A 14,742-nucleotide genomic window follows, 5' to 3' on the forward strand; every position below is an offset into this window, starting at 1 on the left:
GAAACCGACATGAAAAACGTCGTCACCAAATTCATCGCCGCCTCCGCCCTTCTCCTCTCGGTCGCGGCAGCGCAGGCACAAAAGAAATACGATCCCGGCGCGTCCGACACCGCGATCAAGGTGGGCCAGACCGTGCCGCTCAGCGGCCCGGCCTCGGCCTACGCGGTGATCGGCAAGACCCAGGCCGCCTATCTGAGGATGATCAACGACCAGGGCGGCGTGAACGGCCGCAAGGTCGAGCTGATCCAGTATGACGATGCCTATTCGCCGCCGAAGACGGTGGAGCAGGTCCGCAAGCTCGTCGAAAGCGACGAAGTGCTTTTGACCTTCCAGATCATCGGCACCGCGCCGAACGTCGCCGTTCAGAAATATCTCAACGCCAAGAAGATCCCGCAGCTCTTCGCCGCCACCGGCGCCGCACGCTTCACCGATCCAAAGAACTTCCCCTGGACCATGGGTTTCAACCCCTCTTACCTCGTCGAGGGCCGGATCTATGCGCAATACCTCCTGAAGAACCATCCGAAGGCCAAAATCGGCGTGCTCTACCAGAACGACGATCTCGGCAAGGATTATCTCGCCGGCCTCAAGGCGGGCCTCGGCGACAAGGCGAACATGGTCGTCGCCGAGACCTCCTACGAGATCAACGAGCCGACGATCGACTCGCAGATCCTGCGGTTAAAGGATGCGGGCGCCGACGTGCTGTTCAGCGCGACCACGCCGAAGCAGGCCGCGCAGGCCATCAAGAAGATGGCCGAGATCGGCTGGAAGGCGCTGCACATCATCGACATCAACGCCTCCTCGCTCAGCGCCGTGCTCAAGCCCGCCGGGCTCGACAATTCCAAGGGCATCATCAGCGTCGGATACGTCAAGGATGCCGCGGATCCCGAATGGAAGGACGACCCGGGCATGAAGCGCTACCTCGCCTTCATGGCCAAGTACTATCCCGAGGGCGACAAGGATTCGAACCTGAACGTCTACGGCTACATCACCGCGCAGCTCCTGGTGCAAGTGCTGAAGCAATGCGGCGACGATCTGACCCGCGAGAACGTGATGCGACAGGCGGCCAACCTCAAGAACGTCGAGCTCGACCTGACGCTCCCGGGGATCTCGGTCACGACCACGCCGACGGACTATCGCGTCAACAAGCAGTTCCAGATGGTGCAGTTCGACGGCCAGCGCTGGCAGAAGCTCGGCGACATCGTCACGGACGAAGCCAGGGAGTGAACCCGCTTCGCCGGCGCTCAACGCCTTTCGGCGTAACGGCCGCCGCCACGGATGAGATCGTCGCGTTCCGCGGCATGGCGCTGGTATTCGGAGATCGCGCGGTTGGCCATGCGGATCCGATTCGTGTGTCCCTCCTCGACCATCACGGTGATGCGCTGCGCCAGGAACACGCAGGCGTCGAATTCGTCGCTGATGGCGCCCGTTCGCGTAAGAAAGTCCCAGGCGATCTCGTAGGCCTGCTCCGCCGCGGGATTGCGGTAATCGCTGAAGATGATGTGCGTCATCACTGCCAAAGCCTGATCGCAGCGATCGTTCCTAGGCTCACGCGCAGATGGCAGGGAACCCGGCGGCGCGAAAAAACCACCGGCCGCGGGGCGCGCCGGTGGTTCGCTGTCAGCGAGGAACGCGAAGGACTACGCGGCCTGGCGCTGATGCGTGAGGTACTCCATGGTGACCTTCTCGACATTGGAATCGATCCAGGCCGCCATGCGCTGCTCCTCCTTCAATGACGTCTCGAGCGGCTCCTTCGCCTCCGGCATGCCGGCCGCGCCGCACAGCGCGAGCAGCGACTTGTAGGCGGCGATCTCGAAATTCTCGAAGGCGTTGTTCGCGAAAGTGTTCTTCAGAATCTCGTCGCCGGCAACCGAATGCGCCATGGCCATCATGTTGGCCATCACCGACTGCGCCGTATCCTTCAGGCTCGACGTGCTCTCGCCACAGGCTTCCAGGCACTTTTCGAGGCGACGCAGCTGCTCATTGGTCTCCTGAAGGTGCGCCGTGATCTTCGCCTTGACCTCGGGATATTCGTCCAGCCGCTCCGACTGGCGCTCCATCAACTCTCGCGCCTGCACTTCCATCGCATGCGCATTGCGTAGTCCCACCACGAACGTATCGCGGGCTGCATTGGCCATTTTCCTGTTCTCCATTTGACTGGCGTCGTTCGCGCAACCGGGAAGCACGGGCGATTGTTCCTAACACGGCCGCGCTGATTGCCGCAGGAGAGACCATGTCTTCGTCGCCTGTTCCGGCCGAAGGACCCAGCGCTAACCTGCGATAGCCAAACGGAACGTGGTCTTCGACCGCGGGAACGCCGGCTGCGCCCCGCCGTTCACAGCAGCGCGTGGTCACAGCGCGACGTTGCGCCCTCACCCCAGCGACAATGATGATCTAATGACCGACAGTCCTTCACCCGCCAGCAATTTCCCGGTGCCGCGTCCGGGCCAGGGGCAGCCGGACAACGCCTCAGATCCCTATTTCATGCAGATCCGCGATGACCTCGCGGACAAGGGCTTCTTCACCGCCACCGCCGAGGATTTGATCACCTGGGCGCGGACGGGATCGCTGATGTGGATGACGTTTGGACTCGCCTGCTGCGCCGTCGAGATGATGCAGATGTCGATGCCGCGCTATGACGCCGAGCGGTTCGGCTTTGCGCCGCGGGCCTCACCGCGTCAATCCGACGTGATCATCGTGGCAGGCACCTTGACCAACAAGATGGCCCCGGCCTTCCGCAAGGTCTACGACCAGATGCCCGAGCCGCGTTACGTGATCTCGATGGGATCCTGCGCCAACGGCGGCGGCTATTACCATTACTCCTATTCCGTCGTGCGCGGCTGCGACCGCGTGGTGCCGGTCGACATCTACGTCCCCGGCTGCCCGCCGACCGCGGAAGCGCTGCTCTACGGCGTGATGCTGCTCCAGAAGAAAATCCGGCGGATGGGCACGATAGAACGATGACACATCAGACTGGGTCGACACGGACCGGCATGACGCAAATTCCTCTTTCCCCGGCGGCCGAGGCGGAAAACCCCGAATTCGACCTCGAGCGAAACGACAACACACGACAGATCGTGGCCGACGTTGCCTACCGGCAGCTTGCCATCGTCAACGTGATCTTTGTCGGCCGCGAAGGTGCTGGCGACGGCAACTGGGTACTGGTCGACGCCGGCATCCCCGGAGCGGCACCGGCGATTCGCTCCGCCGCCAAGGCTCGGTTCGGCGGCCACGGCCGCCCGGCCTGCATAATCATGACACACGCTCATTTCGATCACGTCGGTGTGCTCGAGACGCTGGCGAACGAGTGGGACGTCCCGGTTTATGCGCATCACGCCGAGCATCCCTATCTCGACGGCACGCAATCCTATCCGCCAGCCGATCCGAGTGTCGGTGGCGGCTTGCTCGCCCTGCTCTCTCCGCTGTTTCCGACAAGACCCGTCAACGTCGCATCCCGCCTTTATGATCTGCCCTCGGACCACAGCGTGCCCTTCATGCAAGACTGGCGGTGGATCCCGACGCCCGGCCACACGCCCGGTCATGTCTCGCTCTGGCGTGAGCGCGACCGCGTCCTGATCGCCGGCGACGCCTTCATCACCACCCGGCAGGAGTCAGTTTACGCGGCAATGACGCAAACACCAGAGATGCACGGGCCGCCGATGTATTTCACGCCGGATTGGGCCAGCGCAAAAACCTCGGTGCGCGAACTTGCCGCGCTTGCTCCCGAGATCGTCGTGACCGGCCATGGCGCGGCGATGCAAGGACCGGCGATGCGCGTTGCGCTCGATGCTCTGGCCGAGTTGTTCGACGAGGTCGCCGTACCTTCCCATCGACGCGCATAGGAGTGGTGGTGGGGGACCGCGTCAATTTCGGCTTTGCGGTCCGCGAATTTCGAAGCGATCTGAACTGCGATTGCAGATGATTAGGAACGCAACCCCACGGGCTTCATTGCGCCAATACGACAGAACAAAAAGGAGTTGCGCATGTACTATTTCGACAAGCGACTGCAATACCCGGTCAGGGTCGAGAAGCCCGATCCGATCTTCGCCCGCCAGCTGCAGCAGGCGATCGGCGGCGTGGAGGGCGAGATCCGCGTCTGCCTGCAATATTTCTTCCAGGCCTGGGGCGCGCGCGGTCCGGCCAAATATCGCGACGTGTTGCTCAACACCGCAACCGAGGAGATCAGCCACATCGAGATGCTTTCGACCGCGGTCGCCCTGAACCTGGAAAATGCACCGGCGACGATGCAGGAGAGCAGCATGCAGGGCAATCCGATCGTCGGCGCGGTGATGTCCGGCGGCGAGCGGCCGCGACACGTGATCGAGGGCATGCTGCATCGGCATATCCTGTCGACGGGCATGGCGGCCTTCCCGGCCAACGCCGACGGCGTCCCGTTCGATTGTTCGCACATCTACGCCAGCGGCAATCTCGCCGCCGATATGTATTGCAACGTGGCCGCCGAAGCCACCGGCCGAACGCTGGCGGTGCGCCTCTTCAACTCCACGAGCGATCCGGGCATGCAGGACATGCTCAGCTACCTGATCGCGCGCGACACCATGCATCAACAGCAATGGCTCGCCGTGATCGAGGAGCTGGGCGGAGATGCCGCGCTGCCGATTCCGAACAGCTTCGACCGGAGCAAGGAAGCGACCGAGTTCAGCTACATGTTCATGGGTACCGAGCGCAGCGGAGCGCCGCTCGAGCCAGGCCGCTACAACGAAGGTCCGTCGCTCGACGGCCGCGGCGAATTCAGCTTCCGCCCCGCCTTCGAGCCGCTCGGCGACGAGCCCGTGCTTGGACCCGCACGTCCCGACAGCGCCGCGCAAGTGGAGCAGATGCAGGAGCCGCCGGTCACCAACGCGCTGACCTGACCTGTACAAGGCAAGCCGCCATTTCGACGGCGGCTTGATCAGAATGTGTTCGCGCACGCCGCCATTTCCGGCTCGCCATCTCAGGGCCCGGGAATGGCGGGACTGCCTTCACCGCTTCATGCCCGCCACATAGGCCGCGAGCTTGTCGAGCGTCTGGTAGCCGTATTCGACGGCGCCGAAGCCGATCATGCCATCGCGCTGCTCGGTGCTCGAGGCCAGCTGCCGCATCATCAGCACGGTCTTGCCGTTGCTCTGCTCGGCAAAGGTGACGGTGAAGCGGAACATGCGGGGATCGTCATCCTGGTCGGTACCGTGATCCATCTCCATCAGCGACGGCCGCTCGATGCGGCGGAAGCGCATCCGGTTCGGATAGACCGTACCGTCGGGCCCGATCATGTTGAAGCGCCAGACGCCGCCGACGCGCACGTCGATCTCGAAGGTCTCGACCTTGAAGCCCTTCGGGCCGAACCATTGCGGCAGATGCTTCGGGTCGGACCATGCCTCGAACACCAGATCGCGCGGCGCGTCGATCACGCGCGACATCACGATCTCGCGGTCGAGCGACCATTGCGACAGAGCGGGGTTGGCAAAACCAGTCATTGTCAGAAACCTTTCCGTTTGGTTGTTCGGGACGGCCGCTTGACGGCCGCCCTTTCTTTCTTGAGCTTCATCACATAGGCCTCGAACCGGTCGAGCCGCGCTTCCCAGACCGCGCGCTGCTGCTGGAACCAATCCTCGGCGCCGACCAGCGCATCCGCGCTGAGACGGCAGGTGCGCACGCGTCCCGATTTCTCGGACTGAACGAGCCCGCTCGTCTCCAGCACATGGATGTGCTTCATGAAGCTCGGCAGCGCCATGTCGAAGGGACCGGCGAGCTCGCCGACCGACGCCTCGCCCGCGCACAGCCGCATCACGATCGCCCGCCGCGTCGGATCGGCGAGCGCGGCGAAGATCTGGTCGAGATTGGATAATTGGTTAGCCATGAAGCTAACTATACACGCCGGGGTCGCGGCCGTCAACAATTGTTAGCCCGACGGCTCAGTTTCGCAGCCCGGATGACGGGAACCCACAACGCGCAATCGTGAATTGGGACCTCGCGGTCTTCTCGCTAAACCATGTCCGGGGCGCATCAGCATGATCGATCAGAGCACGTGCCGCCCGTTGTCATCTCATCCCCGATCACCCGGCGAGGCTTCGCCCAGGCCGCGTCCATTGCGATGGCGATGGCGCTTTGCCCGCGCCGCGCCTCGGCCGATTCCGACATGATTGCGCAAATGCGCGACATCGTCGCCGGCGCGCTGGCGCCGACCGCGACGGCGGACCATGCGGGCGGCCTCGCCGCAGCGCTCTATGCCGGCCGCCATGTCGAGTTCTTCAGCTACGGGTTCGCCGACGATGCGACCGGACGGAAGGTGACGCCCGACACGCTGTTCAACCTCGCCTCGTTGCGAAAGCCGTTCGAGGCCACGCTCGTGGCGCTCGGCGTGCTGCGCGGCGAGCTGCGGCTCGACGATCGTCTGCCGAAATACCTGCCCGAGCTGAGCGGCAACTACATCCGCAACGTCACTGTGGGCCAGTTGGCGACGCACACGTCGGGCCTGCTGCTGCCGACCGACCATCCGCCCTGGCCGAACGAAGAGTTTACGCGCGAGCAGTTCATCGCCCTGCTGAACGCCTTCACGCCGGCACCCGGCATCGCACCTGGCCGGCAACGCGTCTACACCCATGCCGGCTATGTGCTGCTTCAGCTCGTGCTCGAGCGTTGCTACGGCAAGCCGATCCATGCGCTGATCCAGCACCGCATTCTCCGCCCCCTCGCCATGGGCTCCACCTTCCTCCCCGAGCGCGGTCCGGACCATCGCGCCGTCATGGACGCGGCGGCGATGCAGCGCGTGGTCCAGGGCTATTCCGACCAGGGCATGGCGATCGGGCCGATCGGCAACCAGCAGAGCTACTTCGATTTTCCCGGCACGGGCCAGATGTTCGCCTCCGCCCGCGACCTTGCCGCCTTCGCGGCCGCCTGCGTCGACGGCCGCGCGATCGACCCGCATTTGCGCGAGGCGTTGCGGCTGACGCAGCGCGAGGCCTTCCGCGTCGACGAAAGATTCGGACAGGGCCTGGCCTGGGAGACCGTGCGCGTTCCAGGCGTCACCATCGTCGACAAGCCCGGCGGACTCAACAACGCCTCCGGCTATATCGGCCTGGTGCCGGCGCGGCGGATCGGCATCGTCCTGCTGGCCAATCGCGGCGAGTATCCGCACGAGATCGCCCGCTACAAGATCCTGCCGGAGCTGGCGCGGCTCATCGCCTCACATTGAGGCGGCCGCCTCAGACCGAGCGCGTCAGCCCGCCGTCGACGCGGATGTTCTGGCCGGTGATGTAGGCGGCGCCGTCGGAGGCCAGGAACGAGATTGTCGCCGCGACCTCTTCGACCTTGCCGTAGCGCTTCATCGGCACGCTGTCGCGCCGCGCGTCCTGTTGCGGCAGGCTGTCGATCCAGCCCGGCAGCACGTTGTTCATGCGGACATTGTCGGCCGCGTAAGCGTCGGTGAAGATCTTGGTGAAGGCGGCGAGCCCTGCGCGGAACACCGCCGAGGTCGGGAACATCGCGCTGGGCTCGAACGCCCAGGCGGTCGAGATGTTGATGATGGCGCCGCCCTTCTGCGCCTGCATCAGCGGCGTCACCAGTCGGGTCGGACGGATCACGTTCAAGAGATAAGTGTCGAGGCCGGTGTGCCACTGCTCGTCGGTGATCTCGGCGATGGGGGCACGCGGCCCGTGCCCCGCGCTGTTGACGAGAACGTCGATCCGTCCCCACTTCGCCATCGCAGCCTCGACGAGGCGCTTCAGGTCGTCGTTCGACTGGTTCGAGCCGGTAACGCCGAGCCCGCCGAGCTCGGCCGCCAGCGCCTCGCCCTTGCCCGAGGACGACAGGATCGCGACGCCAAACCCGTCCGCCGCCAGCCGCCGCGCAGCCCCCGCCCCCATGCCGCTGCCGCCGGCGGTGACGAGCGCAACCTTCTCTACTGCCATGATCCGATGATCCCTTCAGTTGAGGCGAGCCGCAGGCTCGGCCTATCATGAGGCCTTCTACAGCCAGACCCGTCGGCAGGTCCATGGCCGAAGACATCCATCATGAGGCGCTTGAAATGAGTGATCTGCAGATCCGCAATTTGCGCCCCGACGAAATCGCCCTCGCCGTCGACTGGGCCGCTGCAGAGGGCTGGAATCCGGGGCTGGCGGATGCCGCCTGCTTCGCGATCCCCGATGCCCGAGGCTTCTTCGTCGGCGAGATCGACGGCGAGCCGGTCGCGACCGTCTCCTGCGTCAATTACGACGACCGCTTCGCCTTCCTTGGCTTCTACATCGTGCGCGAGCGCTTTCGCGGCGCGGGCCATGGCCTGCGCATCTGGAATGCCGCGATCGCGCATGCAGGCGCGCGCGTGATCGGCCTCGACGGCGTCGTGGCGCAGCAGGAGAATTACAAGAAGTCGGGTTTCCAGCTCGCTTACGCCAATATCCGCTATGGCGGCACCGTTGCGGGATCCGTCAAGCCGTCTGCCGATGTCGTTGCGCTCGACAAGGTCCCGTTTGCGCTGGTGGACGCCGATGACGCCCGTGTATTCCCCGCCGCGCGTAGCGCCTTCCTGCGCGCCTGGATCAACACGCGAGGTCATGTCGGCCGCGCGTTGCTGCGCGAGGGCAGGCTCGCTGCATGGGGTGTGATCCGGACCTGCCGGACGGGCTACAAGATCGGCCCGCTCGTCGCCGACGATCGCGCCGCCGCGGATCAAGTCGTGCAGGCGCTAATGGGAAGCGCGGGCGCCGGCGAGGTCTTCCTCGACGTCCCCGCCGTCAATCCCGCCGCCATCGCGCTCGCCGAGGCGCTCGGCCTCGAGCCGGTGTTCGAGACGGCGCGGATGTATACGGGGCCGATCGCGTCGCTGCGGCTCGACCGCGTCTTCGGCGTCACCAGCTTCGAGTTGGGTTAACTCAGTAGCAGCGCATGATGTTGACGGTGTGCTCGCTGCCGCCACGGCCGGGCACCGTCACCTGCTCCGTCGGGCAGCTCGGCACGTAGGGCCGATTGGACGGCACGACGTTCGGCGGATAGCGATGCGTCCAGTCCCAGGGCACATCATAGGTGTAGGTGTAGCGCACATCGGCGGAGAGCGACTGGTTCACATCGGCGAACGGCTGGCTGTAGCCGGCGCCGTCGTAGAAGTAGCTGCCGCCGCCCGGCCAATAGACCCAGGGAGCGCTGCGGCGGTGGAACCTGGCGCCCGGCCCGATCGCCGGACGTGCCGCAGCCGGCGGCGCGGCGGCAGTTGCGACGCCTGACGCAGTGGCGCCGGCGGGTCCGGCAAGACTGTCACTGGAGCTGAACAGCAGCGCAGCTGCGCTGAGCGAGGCGAACAACGCCCCATATGATCTGGCAATCATGATACGCACCACACTCGTTTGGCTTCGCGATAGCGGCTCCCCGAAAGGAGGCTAGGCCGGGCTGTCGCCCACCCGCAAACGTATAATTAATTATTGGTTAAGGCACGCGAATAACCGGGAACAAGGTGCGGCAGAACGCCCGGAATTCCTCTCTCATTTCAATGGCTTCGTGCGTCAGTGGCCCTGCAGCTTGCGCAGCCAGTCGAGCATGTCCTGCGGGCTTGCGCTGCCCTGTGTCACGATCGCGGTGTTGCCGCCGCTGCGGCGGGTGACCGTCGTGCGCCCGGGCTCCTTCTCGATCGTGACCTCGGCCTCCGCCGGATCACCGCTCTGCGTGATCACCGACGTGCCGTTCTCGTCCTGGACCATTGTGGTGTGACCGTCGCCCGGGGCGCTCGGCGGGCGGATGCGCGACATCCGTCTGCAGTTTCTCTCCGAAGCGCTCGTCCTCTGCCTGCTCGGCGGCGCCATCGGCGTCGCCGGCGGCATCACGCTCTCGATGACGGTCGCCCGCATGGCCGGTTGGGTCACCTCGATCGACGGCCAGGCGATCGGCCTGTCTCTCGTCTTCTCGATCGCGACCGGCCTCGTCTTTGGTTTCTATCCAGCCCACAAGGCGTCCAAGCTGAGCCCGATCGAGGCGCTCAAGACGGAGTGAGAGCATGCCGGGATGTTCGCAAAGGCCAGGGAGGCATCAGCCATGAGCTCGGATCCGAAGGACTTGATCGCACCGACGCCGCGCGAACGGGAGCTGATGACGCTGATCGCGCGGGGAATGCAGAACAAGAACATCGCCTACGAGCTCAACATCTCGGAGAACACGGTGCGGGCGCATATCGGCAACATCATGCGCAAGTACCGGCTTCAGAACAGAACGCAGATCGCGATCGCCTTTGCCCTGCACGCGGCGCCATCGTCGCTCCGGCGCGATCTCGCCAAGACCGAGCTCTATCCGGCCGCGACGAAGCCGGCGCAGGCGCTTGCACCGAATCCACCGACGGCGCAGACCGCGCCGGATTGAATGGTTGCAGCCACCATCCCTTGCGTTGCCCGACGGGCAAAACATCCAATCTATGGGTCAACGCACGCGGCCCAAAATATTCCGCTTTACCGAAATTCGGAAATCGCGTATGTGTCGCGCAACCTGGCCCAAGGAAGAGGGGCGTATCGCGATCGTCACGAACGCGGGCCGGGGGGCGGTGGACGCTGATGGCGTTGGCGCGAAAGGGTTTGCAGGGCGGAGAGCCGTGAGCAAAGACCTCGCGCATACGACCGGTGTCATCGGCGTACGGCAAAATCGTGTGGTCCTGACGCCCGGGGTCTGTGCGTCAAGTCTTGCGGTGATGTGGTTGCCCAACCGGGCCCACGCGTCAGCCATCCGCAAGGCGACGGGGGCAATAGTGCATCGCTCCCCGGGGAGAGCACGACATAAGCCGTAAAGCCACTGCGCAGGGAAGGCCGGATGTTTGGCTTCACCTGTATGCCGCTGTGCAAATTCTTCGTTGCCACCTTTCGCACAGTGGACCGTGGGTGCCCGGCCGGCACCCGGTCTTCCCTGCGCCCTCTTTCAATTGAGGGTGAGCGAGAAGCAAAGCTCGGGCGAAATGAGCCGCGAGGATGCGCCAGCGTGCCTGCGAGTCACGCGAATTGGACAGACGCGGTGTCGCAACTTGCTCCGTCATTGCGAGCGCAGCGAAACAATCCAGAAATGTATCCGCGGAAAGATTCTGGATTGCTTCGCTGCGCTCGCAATGACGCTGTTGAGACAGCGGTGTCACAATGCGGTAGTCTCGTGCCCCGGACACGAGCGTGACACGAGCTGTGAGCCGCGACCGCGGCCCATTTGCCTTACATCCCGATGTCGAACACGTTCGGCAATTGGCCTGCCAGAGGCAGTGCGGTGGCGCCGAGGAAGGTCGCCACCATCGCCATCAGGCGACGGTTGTTCTGGCGCTTGCCACGCATCTGGCCGGCGATCCACTCCAGCATCTCGCTGTTGACCTTGGAGGCATAGGACGGCGCCCAGCTCTCGATCTCGGTGTCGGCCGACAGCGCGACGCTGCGCGGCGGCACCTTCAGGCCCGAGGCGCTCGCGGCATAATGGGCGACCGCCTTGGCAAGCAGGTCGTCGAACCGGCCGCCATCGGTGCGCTCGGTCGCGGCCTCGTTGATCTCGAACAGAACTTCGGCCTCGGCGCGGCTGACCGGCTGGTCGTTGACGGTGGTGGCGGTGAGGATGCGCACGCACCAGGCGGTGTCATCGGCGTCGAGCGAGCGGGAGAAATGCACCCGTCCCTTGGTGGTCGGGCCTTCGCCCGTGATCACGCCGTCCCGCACGACGGAAAGGGCATGAGCTGCAGTATCGCGGCAGGACGGCACGAGGGACGACGGCTCGGTGGGCTTAGGCGCAGCGGCGGACATAGTTCACTTCCAGACTTCTTCTGATCGACCAGCATTTCCATGCCGGCGTAAAGGGGTGGTTAACGATTCGATACGGGGATCGCGACTTTTCTAGATGGTTGCCAATTGGTCGCTATCAGGACCAATCTGGTTCTAGAACGCGCCGGGCGAGCGTGATGAAAGTCATAAAAGGCATTATCGGGGCGAGCGAGACCGTGTGACCCCGGGTGGAGCTGTTTCGCCGCAGCTGCCGCTGTAACAATAAGTTGCTAGAAAATCGGCTCTTCAAAGAAGGAATTCACATTTTACTTGAGCCGGTTCAGTTGGCGTTCACTTAGGCCGGCGAAGCCCTTATAATGGATGTGACGGCCGGAGACGAATTCTCGATTAGATTCAATGAGATGAGGTAAGATCATGACACTTCCGATCGGCGCCACCGCCCCTGACTTCGAAGCCGAAACCACCGAAGGGAAAATCAAATTCCACGACTGGATCGGCAACAGCTGGGCCCTCTTGTTCTCACACCCGAAGGATTTCACGCCGGTTTGCACCACCGAACTCGGCGCCCTCGCCAAGCTGAAGCCGGAATTCGACAAGCGCGGGGTCAAGCTGATGGGCCTCTCGGTCGATCCGGTCGACCGTCATGCCAAATGGTCGGAAGACATCATGGAGACCCAAGGCGCCGCGCCGAACTACCCGATGATCGGCGACACCGATTTCAACGTCTCCAAGCTCTACGGCATGCTGCCAGCCTCGACCTCTGGCGATCCCCTCACCCGCACGCCGGCCGACAACCAAACCGTCCGCAACGTCTTCATCATCGGCCCGGACAAGAAGATCAAGCTGGTGCTGGTCTATCCGATGACGACGGGCCGGAACTTCCAGGAGATCCTGCGCGTCATCGACTCGCTCCAGCTCACCGCCAAGCATCGCGTCGCCACCCCGGCCGACTGGTCGCAGGGCGACGACGTCATCATCGCGGGCTCGGTCTCCAACGACGAGGCCAAGACGATCTATCCGCAGGGCTGGAAGGAGCCGAAGCCCTACATCCGCATCGTCCCGCAGCCCAGATGACTTTTGGCGGTCGCGGATAGCGGCCCCAAAAAGTCATCCCGGGGCGATGCGTCAGCATCGAACCCGGGATCTCGAGATCCCGGGGCTGGTCCTTCGGACCATCCCGGGATGACGACCCAGAATCACGCCGCGTGCACGCGGTCGAGGAAGCTCTCGACCTCGGCCTTCAGATGCAGGCTCTCGCCCGACAGCGCCTGGGCGGAAGCAAACATCCGGCTCGACGTTTCGCCCGTCTCGCTGGCGCCCTTGGCGGCGTGACGGACATTGACCGCGACATCGGCCGTGCCTGACACCGCGGCGCGCACGCTGGCCACGATGTTGTGCGTCGCACTTTTCTGTTGCTCGACCGCCGCCGAGATCGAGCCTGCGATGCCGCTGATGCGCTCGATGGTCTGGCTGATCGCCTTGATGGCTGCGACCGATTCCTCGGTCGCAAGCTGCATGCTCTCGATCTGGTTCGAGATTTCGTCGGTCGCCTTCGCGGTCTGGCCGGCGAGCGTCTTGACCTCCTGAGCCACCACCGCGAAGCCGCGGCCGGCATCGCCCGCGCGTGCAGCCTCGATGGTCGCATTCAGCGCCAGCAGATTGGTCTGCTCGGCGATCGAGGTGATCAGCTTGACGACGTCGCCGATGCGCGAGCCGGCCTCCGAGAGCTGCGCGATGCGCTGGTCCGTCGCTTCGGCCTGCCGCACCGCCTCGGCGGAGATCTCGTTCGATTCCTGCACCCGGCGGGTGATCTCGGAGATGGATTGAGACAGCTCGTCGGAAGCGGACGCCGCCGAACGCACATGCTCGGAGGCGCTTTCGGATGTTCCCGCCGACTGCGCCGACAGATCTGCCGTGGAGCGCGCGGCGTCGGTGAGTTGTCGCGCGGCGCGCTCGAACTCGCCGGACGATGCCAGCACTTTGTCGAGAATGCCGCCGACGCTGCCGCGGAACCCCTCGACGAAGTTGCGCAGCTCGGCCTTGCGCTGCTCGGCTGCGGCAGCGGTTGCCGCTGCCTGCTCAGTGCGCAGGCGCGCCCGCTCCTGCGAGTTGCTCTTGAACACCGCGACCGTGCGGGCGATTTCGCCGATCTCGTCGGCACGGTCCTCGCATTCGATCGCGACGTCGCTCTGACCGTTGGCAAGCGCGGTGAGCGAATGCGTCACCGAGGTCAGCGGCCGGGTGATGCGCCGGACGACCAGCAGGGTCAGGACCAGCACCAGAAGCGCGGCAAGCCCGGCAGCGGCCGCCATGCTCTCCATCGCCTGGGACAGCATGCCCTCGAACTGCACCATGGGGATGCCGACATAGAGAATGCCGGCGACCTTGCCGGTGCCATCGGCGATCGGGAAATAGGCGGTCATGAACGTCTTGCCGAACAGCGTGGCCGGCCCCTTATAGGCCTCGCCACGGCGCAGCGGGGCCTGCCCCGGATGATCGGCGGCCAGCTGGGTCCCGACGGCGCGGTCGCCGTTTTCCTTTTTCACGTTGGTCGAGCGGCGGATGAACTGTCCGCTCGCCGCGTCGAACACGAACAGGGTCGCGTTGCCGCCGACATAGGACACCGCCCGGTCGACGATGGCGTGATCCCTGAAGTCGGGCATTTTGGGGATCTCGGCGCGGACCACCGCGCCGTCTCGGATCGTGATCTTGGCTTCGGGAACGGTCTCCGCAAAGGCCAGCCCCAGCGTGCGCAGATTGACCTCGATGTCGCGCAGGGCGCGGTCATTGAAGGCGGATGTCAGTGACCAATAGCCGGCGCCGACCACGAGCGCCGTGTTCATTGCGATCAGCAGCACCGCGCACAGGACCGCTTTGGTGCCGAGCTTGAACCGCGGCAGGAACTTCGCCGTTAGAAGATTGGACATGGATGGAATGACCCCCGTAATTCCTGCATATTGGTGCAATTGACTTACAGCCGCATTAACGACGGGTTCCCACCGCCGCACGCCGTACGGTTTCCAATTGGTAA

At 64.5% G+C, this 14,742-nt stretch carries 18 protein-coding genes; 9 read left to right on the top strand and 9 right to left on the bottom strand.

Features of this window, described 5'->3' with window-relative positions; genetic code table 11:
- Positions 1–9 precede the first annotated feature (9 nt).
- A complete protein-coding gene (locus I6F09_RS04760) occupies positions 10–1,224 on the top strand; it encodes an ABC transporter substrate-binding protein (protein WP_225187570.1) in 1,215 nt (404 codons plus the stop codon).
- Between the two features lie 17 nt (positions 1,225–1,241).
- Here the strand turns inward: I6F09_RS04760 and I6F09_RS04765 are convergent, their stop codons facing one another.
- Positions 1,242–1,508 (bottom strand): hypothetical protein, encoded by a 267-nt coding sequence (locus I6F09_RS04765; RefSeq protein ID WP_081493004.1) that lies wholly within the window; start codon positions 1,506–1,508, stop codon positions 1,242–1,244.
- Positions 1,509–1,637: 129 nt separating this feature from the next.
- Positions 1,638–2,135, bottom strand: coding sequence for a ferritin-like domain-containing protein (locus tag I6F09_RS04770; protein WP_036013491.1), 498 nt, complete (start codon positions 2,133–2,135; stop codon positions 1,638–1,640).
- Between the two features lie 259 nt (positions 2,136–2,394).
- Here I6F09_RS04770 and I6F09_RS04775 point away from each other — a divergent pair, with 259 nt between their 5' ends.
- From I6F09_RS04775 to I6F09_RS04785, 3 genes are all read left to right on the top strand, one after another.
- Positions 2,395–2,961 (top strand): NADH-quinone oxidoreductase subunit B, encoded by a 567-nt coding sequence (locus I6F09_RS04775; protein ID WP_225124950.1) that lies wholly within the window; start codon positions 2,395–2,397, stop codon positions 2,959–2,961.
- 29 nt (positions 2,962–2,990) lie between these two features.
- Positions 2,991–3,839 carry an MBL fold metallo-hydrolase gene (locus I6F09_RS04780; RefSeq protein ID WP_057029681.1) on the top strand — a complete coding sequence of 283 codons (849 nt, stop codon included), beginning with the start codon at positions 2,991–2,993 and terminating at the stop codon, positions 3,837–3,839.
- A gap of 141 nt (positions 3,840–3,980) precedes the next feature.
- A complete protein-coding gene (locus I6F09_RS04785) occupies positions 3,981–4,868 on the top strand; it encodes a manganese catalase family protein (protein ID WP_225147647.1) in 888 nt (295 codons plus the stop codon).
- A 108-nt stretch (positions 4,869–4,976) separates the two neighbouring features.
- Here the strand turns inward: I6F09_RS04785 and I6F09_RS04790 are convergent, their stop codons facing one another.
- Positions 4,977–5,468, bottom strand: coding sequence for an SRPBCC family protein (locus I6F09_RS04790; protein ID WP_036013486.1), 492 nt, complete (start codon positions 5,466–5,468; stop codon positions 4,977–4,979).
- A 2-nt stretch (positions 5,469–5,470) separates the two neighbouring features.
- Complete coding sequence (locus I6F09_RS04795; RefSeq protein ID WP_036013482.1) at positions 5,471–5,851, bottom strand: metalloregulator ArsR/SmtB family transcription factor; 381 nt, start codon at positions 5,849–5,851, stop codon at positions 5,471–5,473.
- Positions 5,852–6,130: 279 nt separating this feature from the next.
- Between I6F09_RS04795 and I6F09_RS04800 the strand changes: the two genes are divergently transcribed.
- A complete protein-coding gene (locus tag I6F09_RS04800) occupies positions 6,131–7,186 on the top strand; it encodes a serine hydrolase (RefSeq protein WP_192893422.1) in 1,056 nt (351 codons plus the stop codon).
- Between the two features lie 10 nt (positions 7,187–7,196).
- Here I6F09_RS04800 and I6F09_RS04805 read toward each other — a convergent pair whose 3' ends face one another.
- Entirely contained in the window at positions 7,197–7,901 is a 705-nt protein-coding gene (locus I6F09_RS04805) for an SDR family oxidoreductase (protein ID WP_225187571.1), read from the bottom strand.
- Positions 7,902–8,017: 116 nt separating this feature from the next.
- Between I6F09_RS04805 and I6F09_RS04810 the strand changes: the two genes are divergently transcribed.
- The gene (locus tag I6F09_RS04810) at positions 8,018–8,860 is read left to right on the top strand and encodes a GNAT family N-acetyltransferase (RefSeq protein ID WP_225187572.1); all 843 of its coding nucleotides are present in this window, start codon (positions 8,018–8,020) and stop codon (positions 8,858–8,860) included.
- A gap of 1 nt (position 8,861) precedes the next feature.
- Here I6F09_RS04810 and I6F09_RS04815 read toward each other — a convergent pair whose 3' ends face one another.
- The gene (locus I6F09_RS04815) at positions 8,862–9,311 is read right to left on the bottom strand and encodes a hypothetical protein (RefSeq protein WP_225157165.1); all 450 of its coding nucleotides are present in this window, start codon (positions 9,309–9,311) and stop codon (positions 8,862–8,864) included.
- Positions 9,312–9,485: 174 nt separating this feature from the next.
- On the bottom strand, positions 9,486–9,728 hold the full coding sequence (locus I6F09_RS04820; protein ID WP_225187573.1) for a hypothetical protein: 243 nt from the start codon (positions 9,726–9,728) through the stop codon (positions 9,486–9,488).
- Here I6F09_RS04820 and I6F09_RS04825 point away from each other — a divergent pair.
- Entirely contained in the window at positions 9,718–9,969 is a 252-nt protein-coding gene (locus I6F09_RS04825) for an FtsX-like permease family protein (RefSeq protein ID WP_225142834.1), read from the top strand. The genes I6F09_RS04820 and I6F09_RS04825 overlap by 11 nt on opposite strands.
- A gap of 42 nt (positions 9,970–10,011) precedes the next feature.
- Positions 10,012–10,332 (top strand): LuxR C-terminal-related transcriptional regulator, encoded by a 321-nt coding sequence (locus I6F09_RS04830; RefSeq protein WP_036029207.1) that lies wholly within the window; start codon positions 10,012–10,014, stop codon positions 10,330–10,332.
- Between the two features lie 827 nt (positions 10,333–11,159).
- Here the strand turns inward: I6F09_RS04830 and I6F09_RS04835 are convergent.
- Positions 11,160–11,732: a hypothetical protein gene (locus tag I6F09_RS04835; protein WP_225187574.1), complete on the bottom strand. Its 573-nt coding sequence runs from the start codon at positions 11,730–11,732 to the stop codon at positions 11,160–11,162.
- Positions 11,733–12,125: 393 nt separating this feature from the next.
- On the opposite strand from I6F09_RS04835, the gene I6F09_RS04840 reads away from it, so the two are divergent.
- Positions 12,126–12,785, top strand: coding sequence for a peroxiredoxin (locus tag I6F09_RS04840; protein ID WP_036011192.1), 660 nt, complete (start codon positions 12,126–12,128; stop codon positions 12,783–12,785).
- Between the two features lie 122 nt (positions 12,786–12,907).
- Here I6F09_RS04840 and I6F09_RS04845 read toward each other — a convergent pair whose 3' ends face one another.
- A complete protein-coding gene (locus I6F09_RS04845; RefSeq protein WP_225187575.1) occupies positions 12,908–14,638 on the bottom strand; it encodes a Cache 3/Cache 2 fusion domain-containing protein in 1,731 nt (576 codons plus the stop codon).
- Positions 14,639–14,742 lie beyond the last annotated feature (104 nt).

It is taken from the genome of Bradyrhizobium sp. IC3195 (genome assembly GCF_020193585.1).
Lineage (GTDB): Bacteria > Pseudomonadota > Alphaproteobacteria > Rhizobiales > Xanthobacteraceae > Bradyrhizobium > Bradyrhizobium yuanmingense.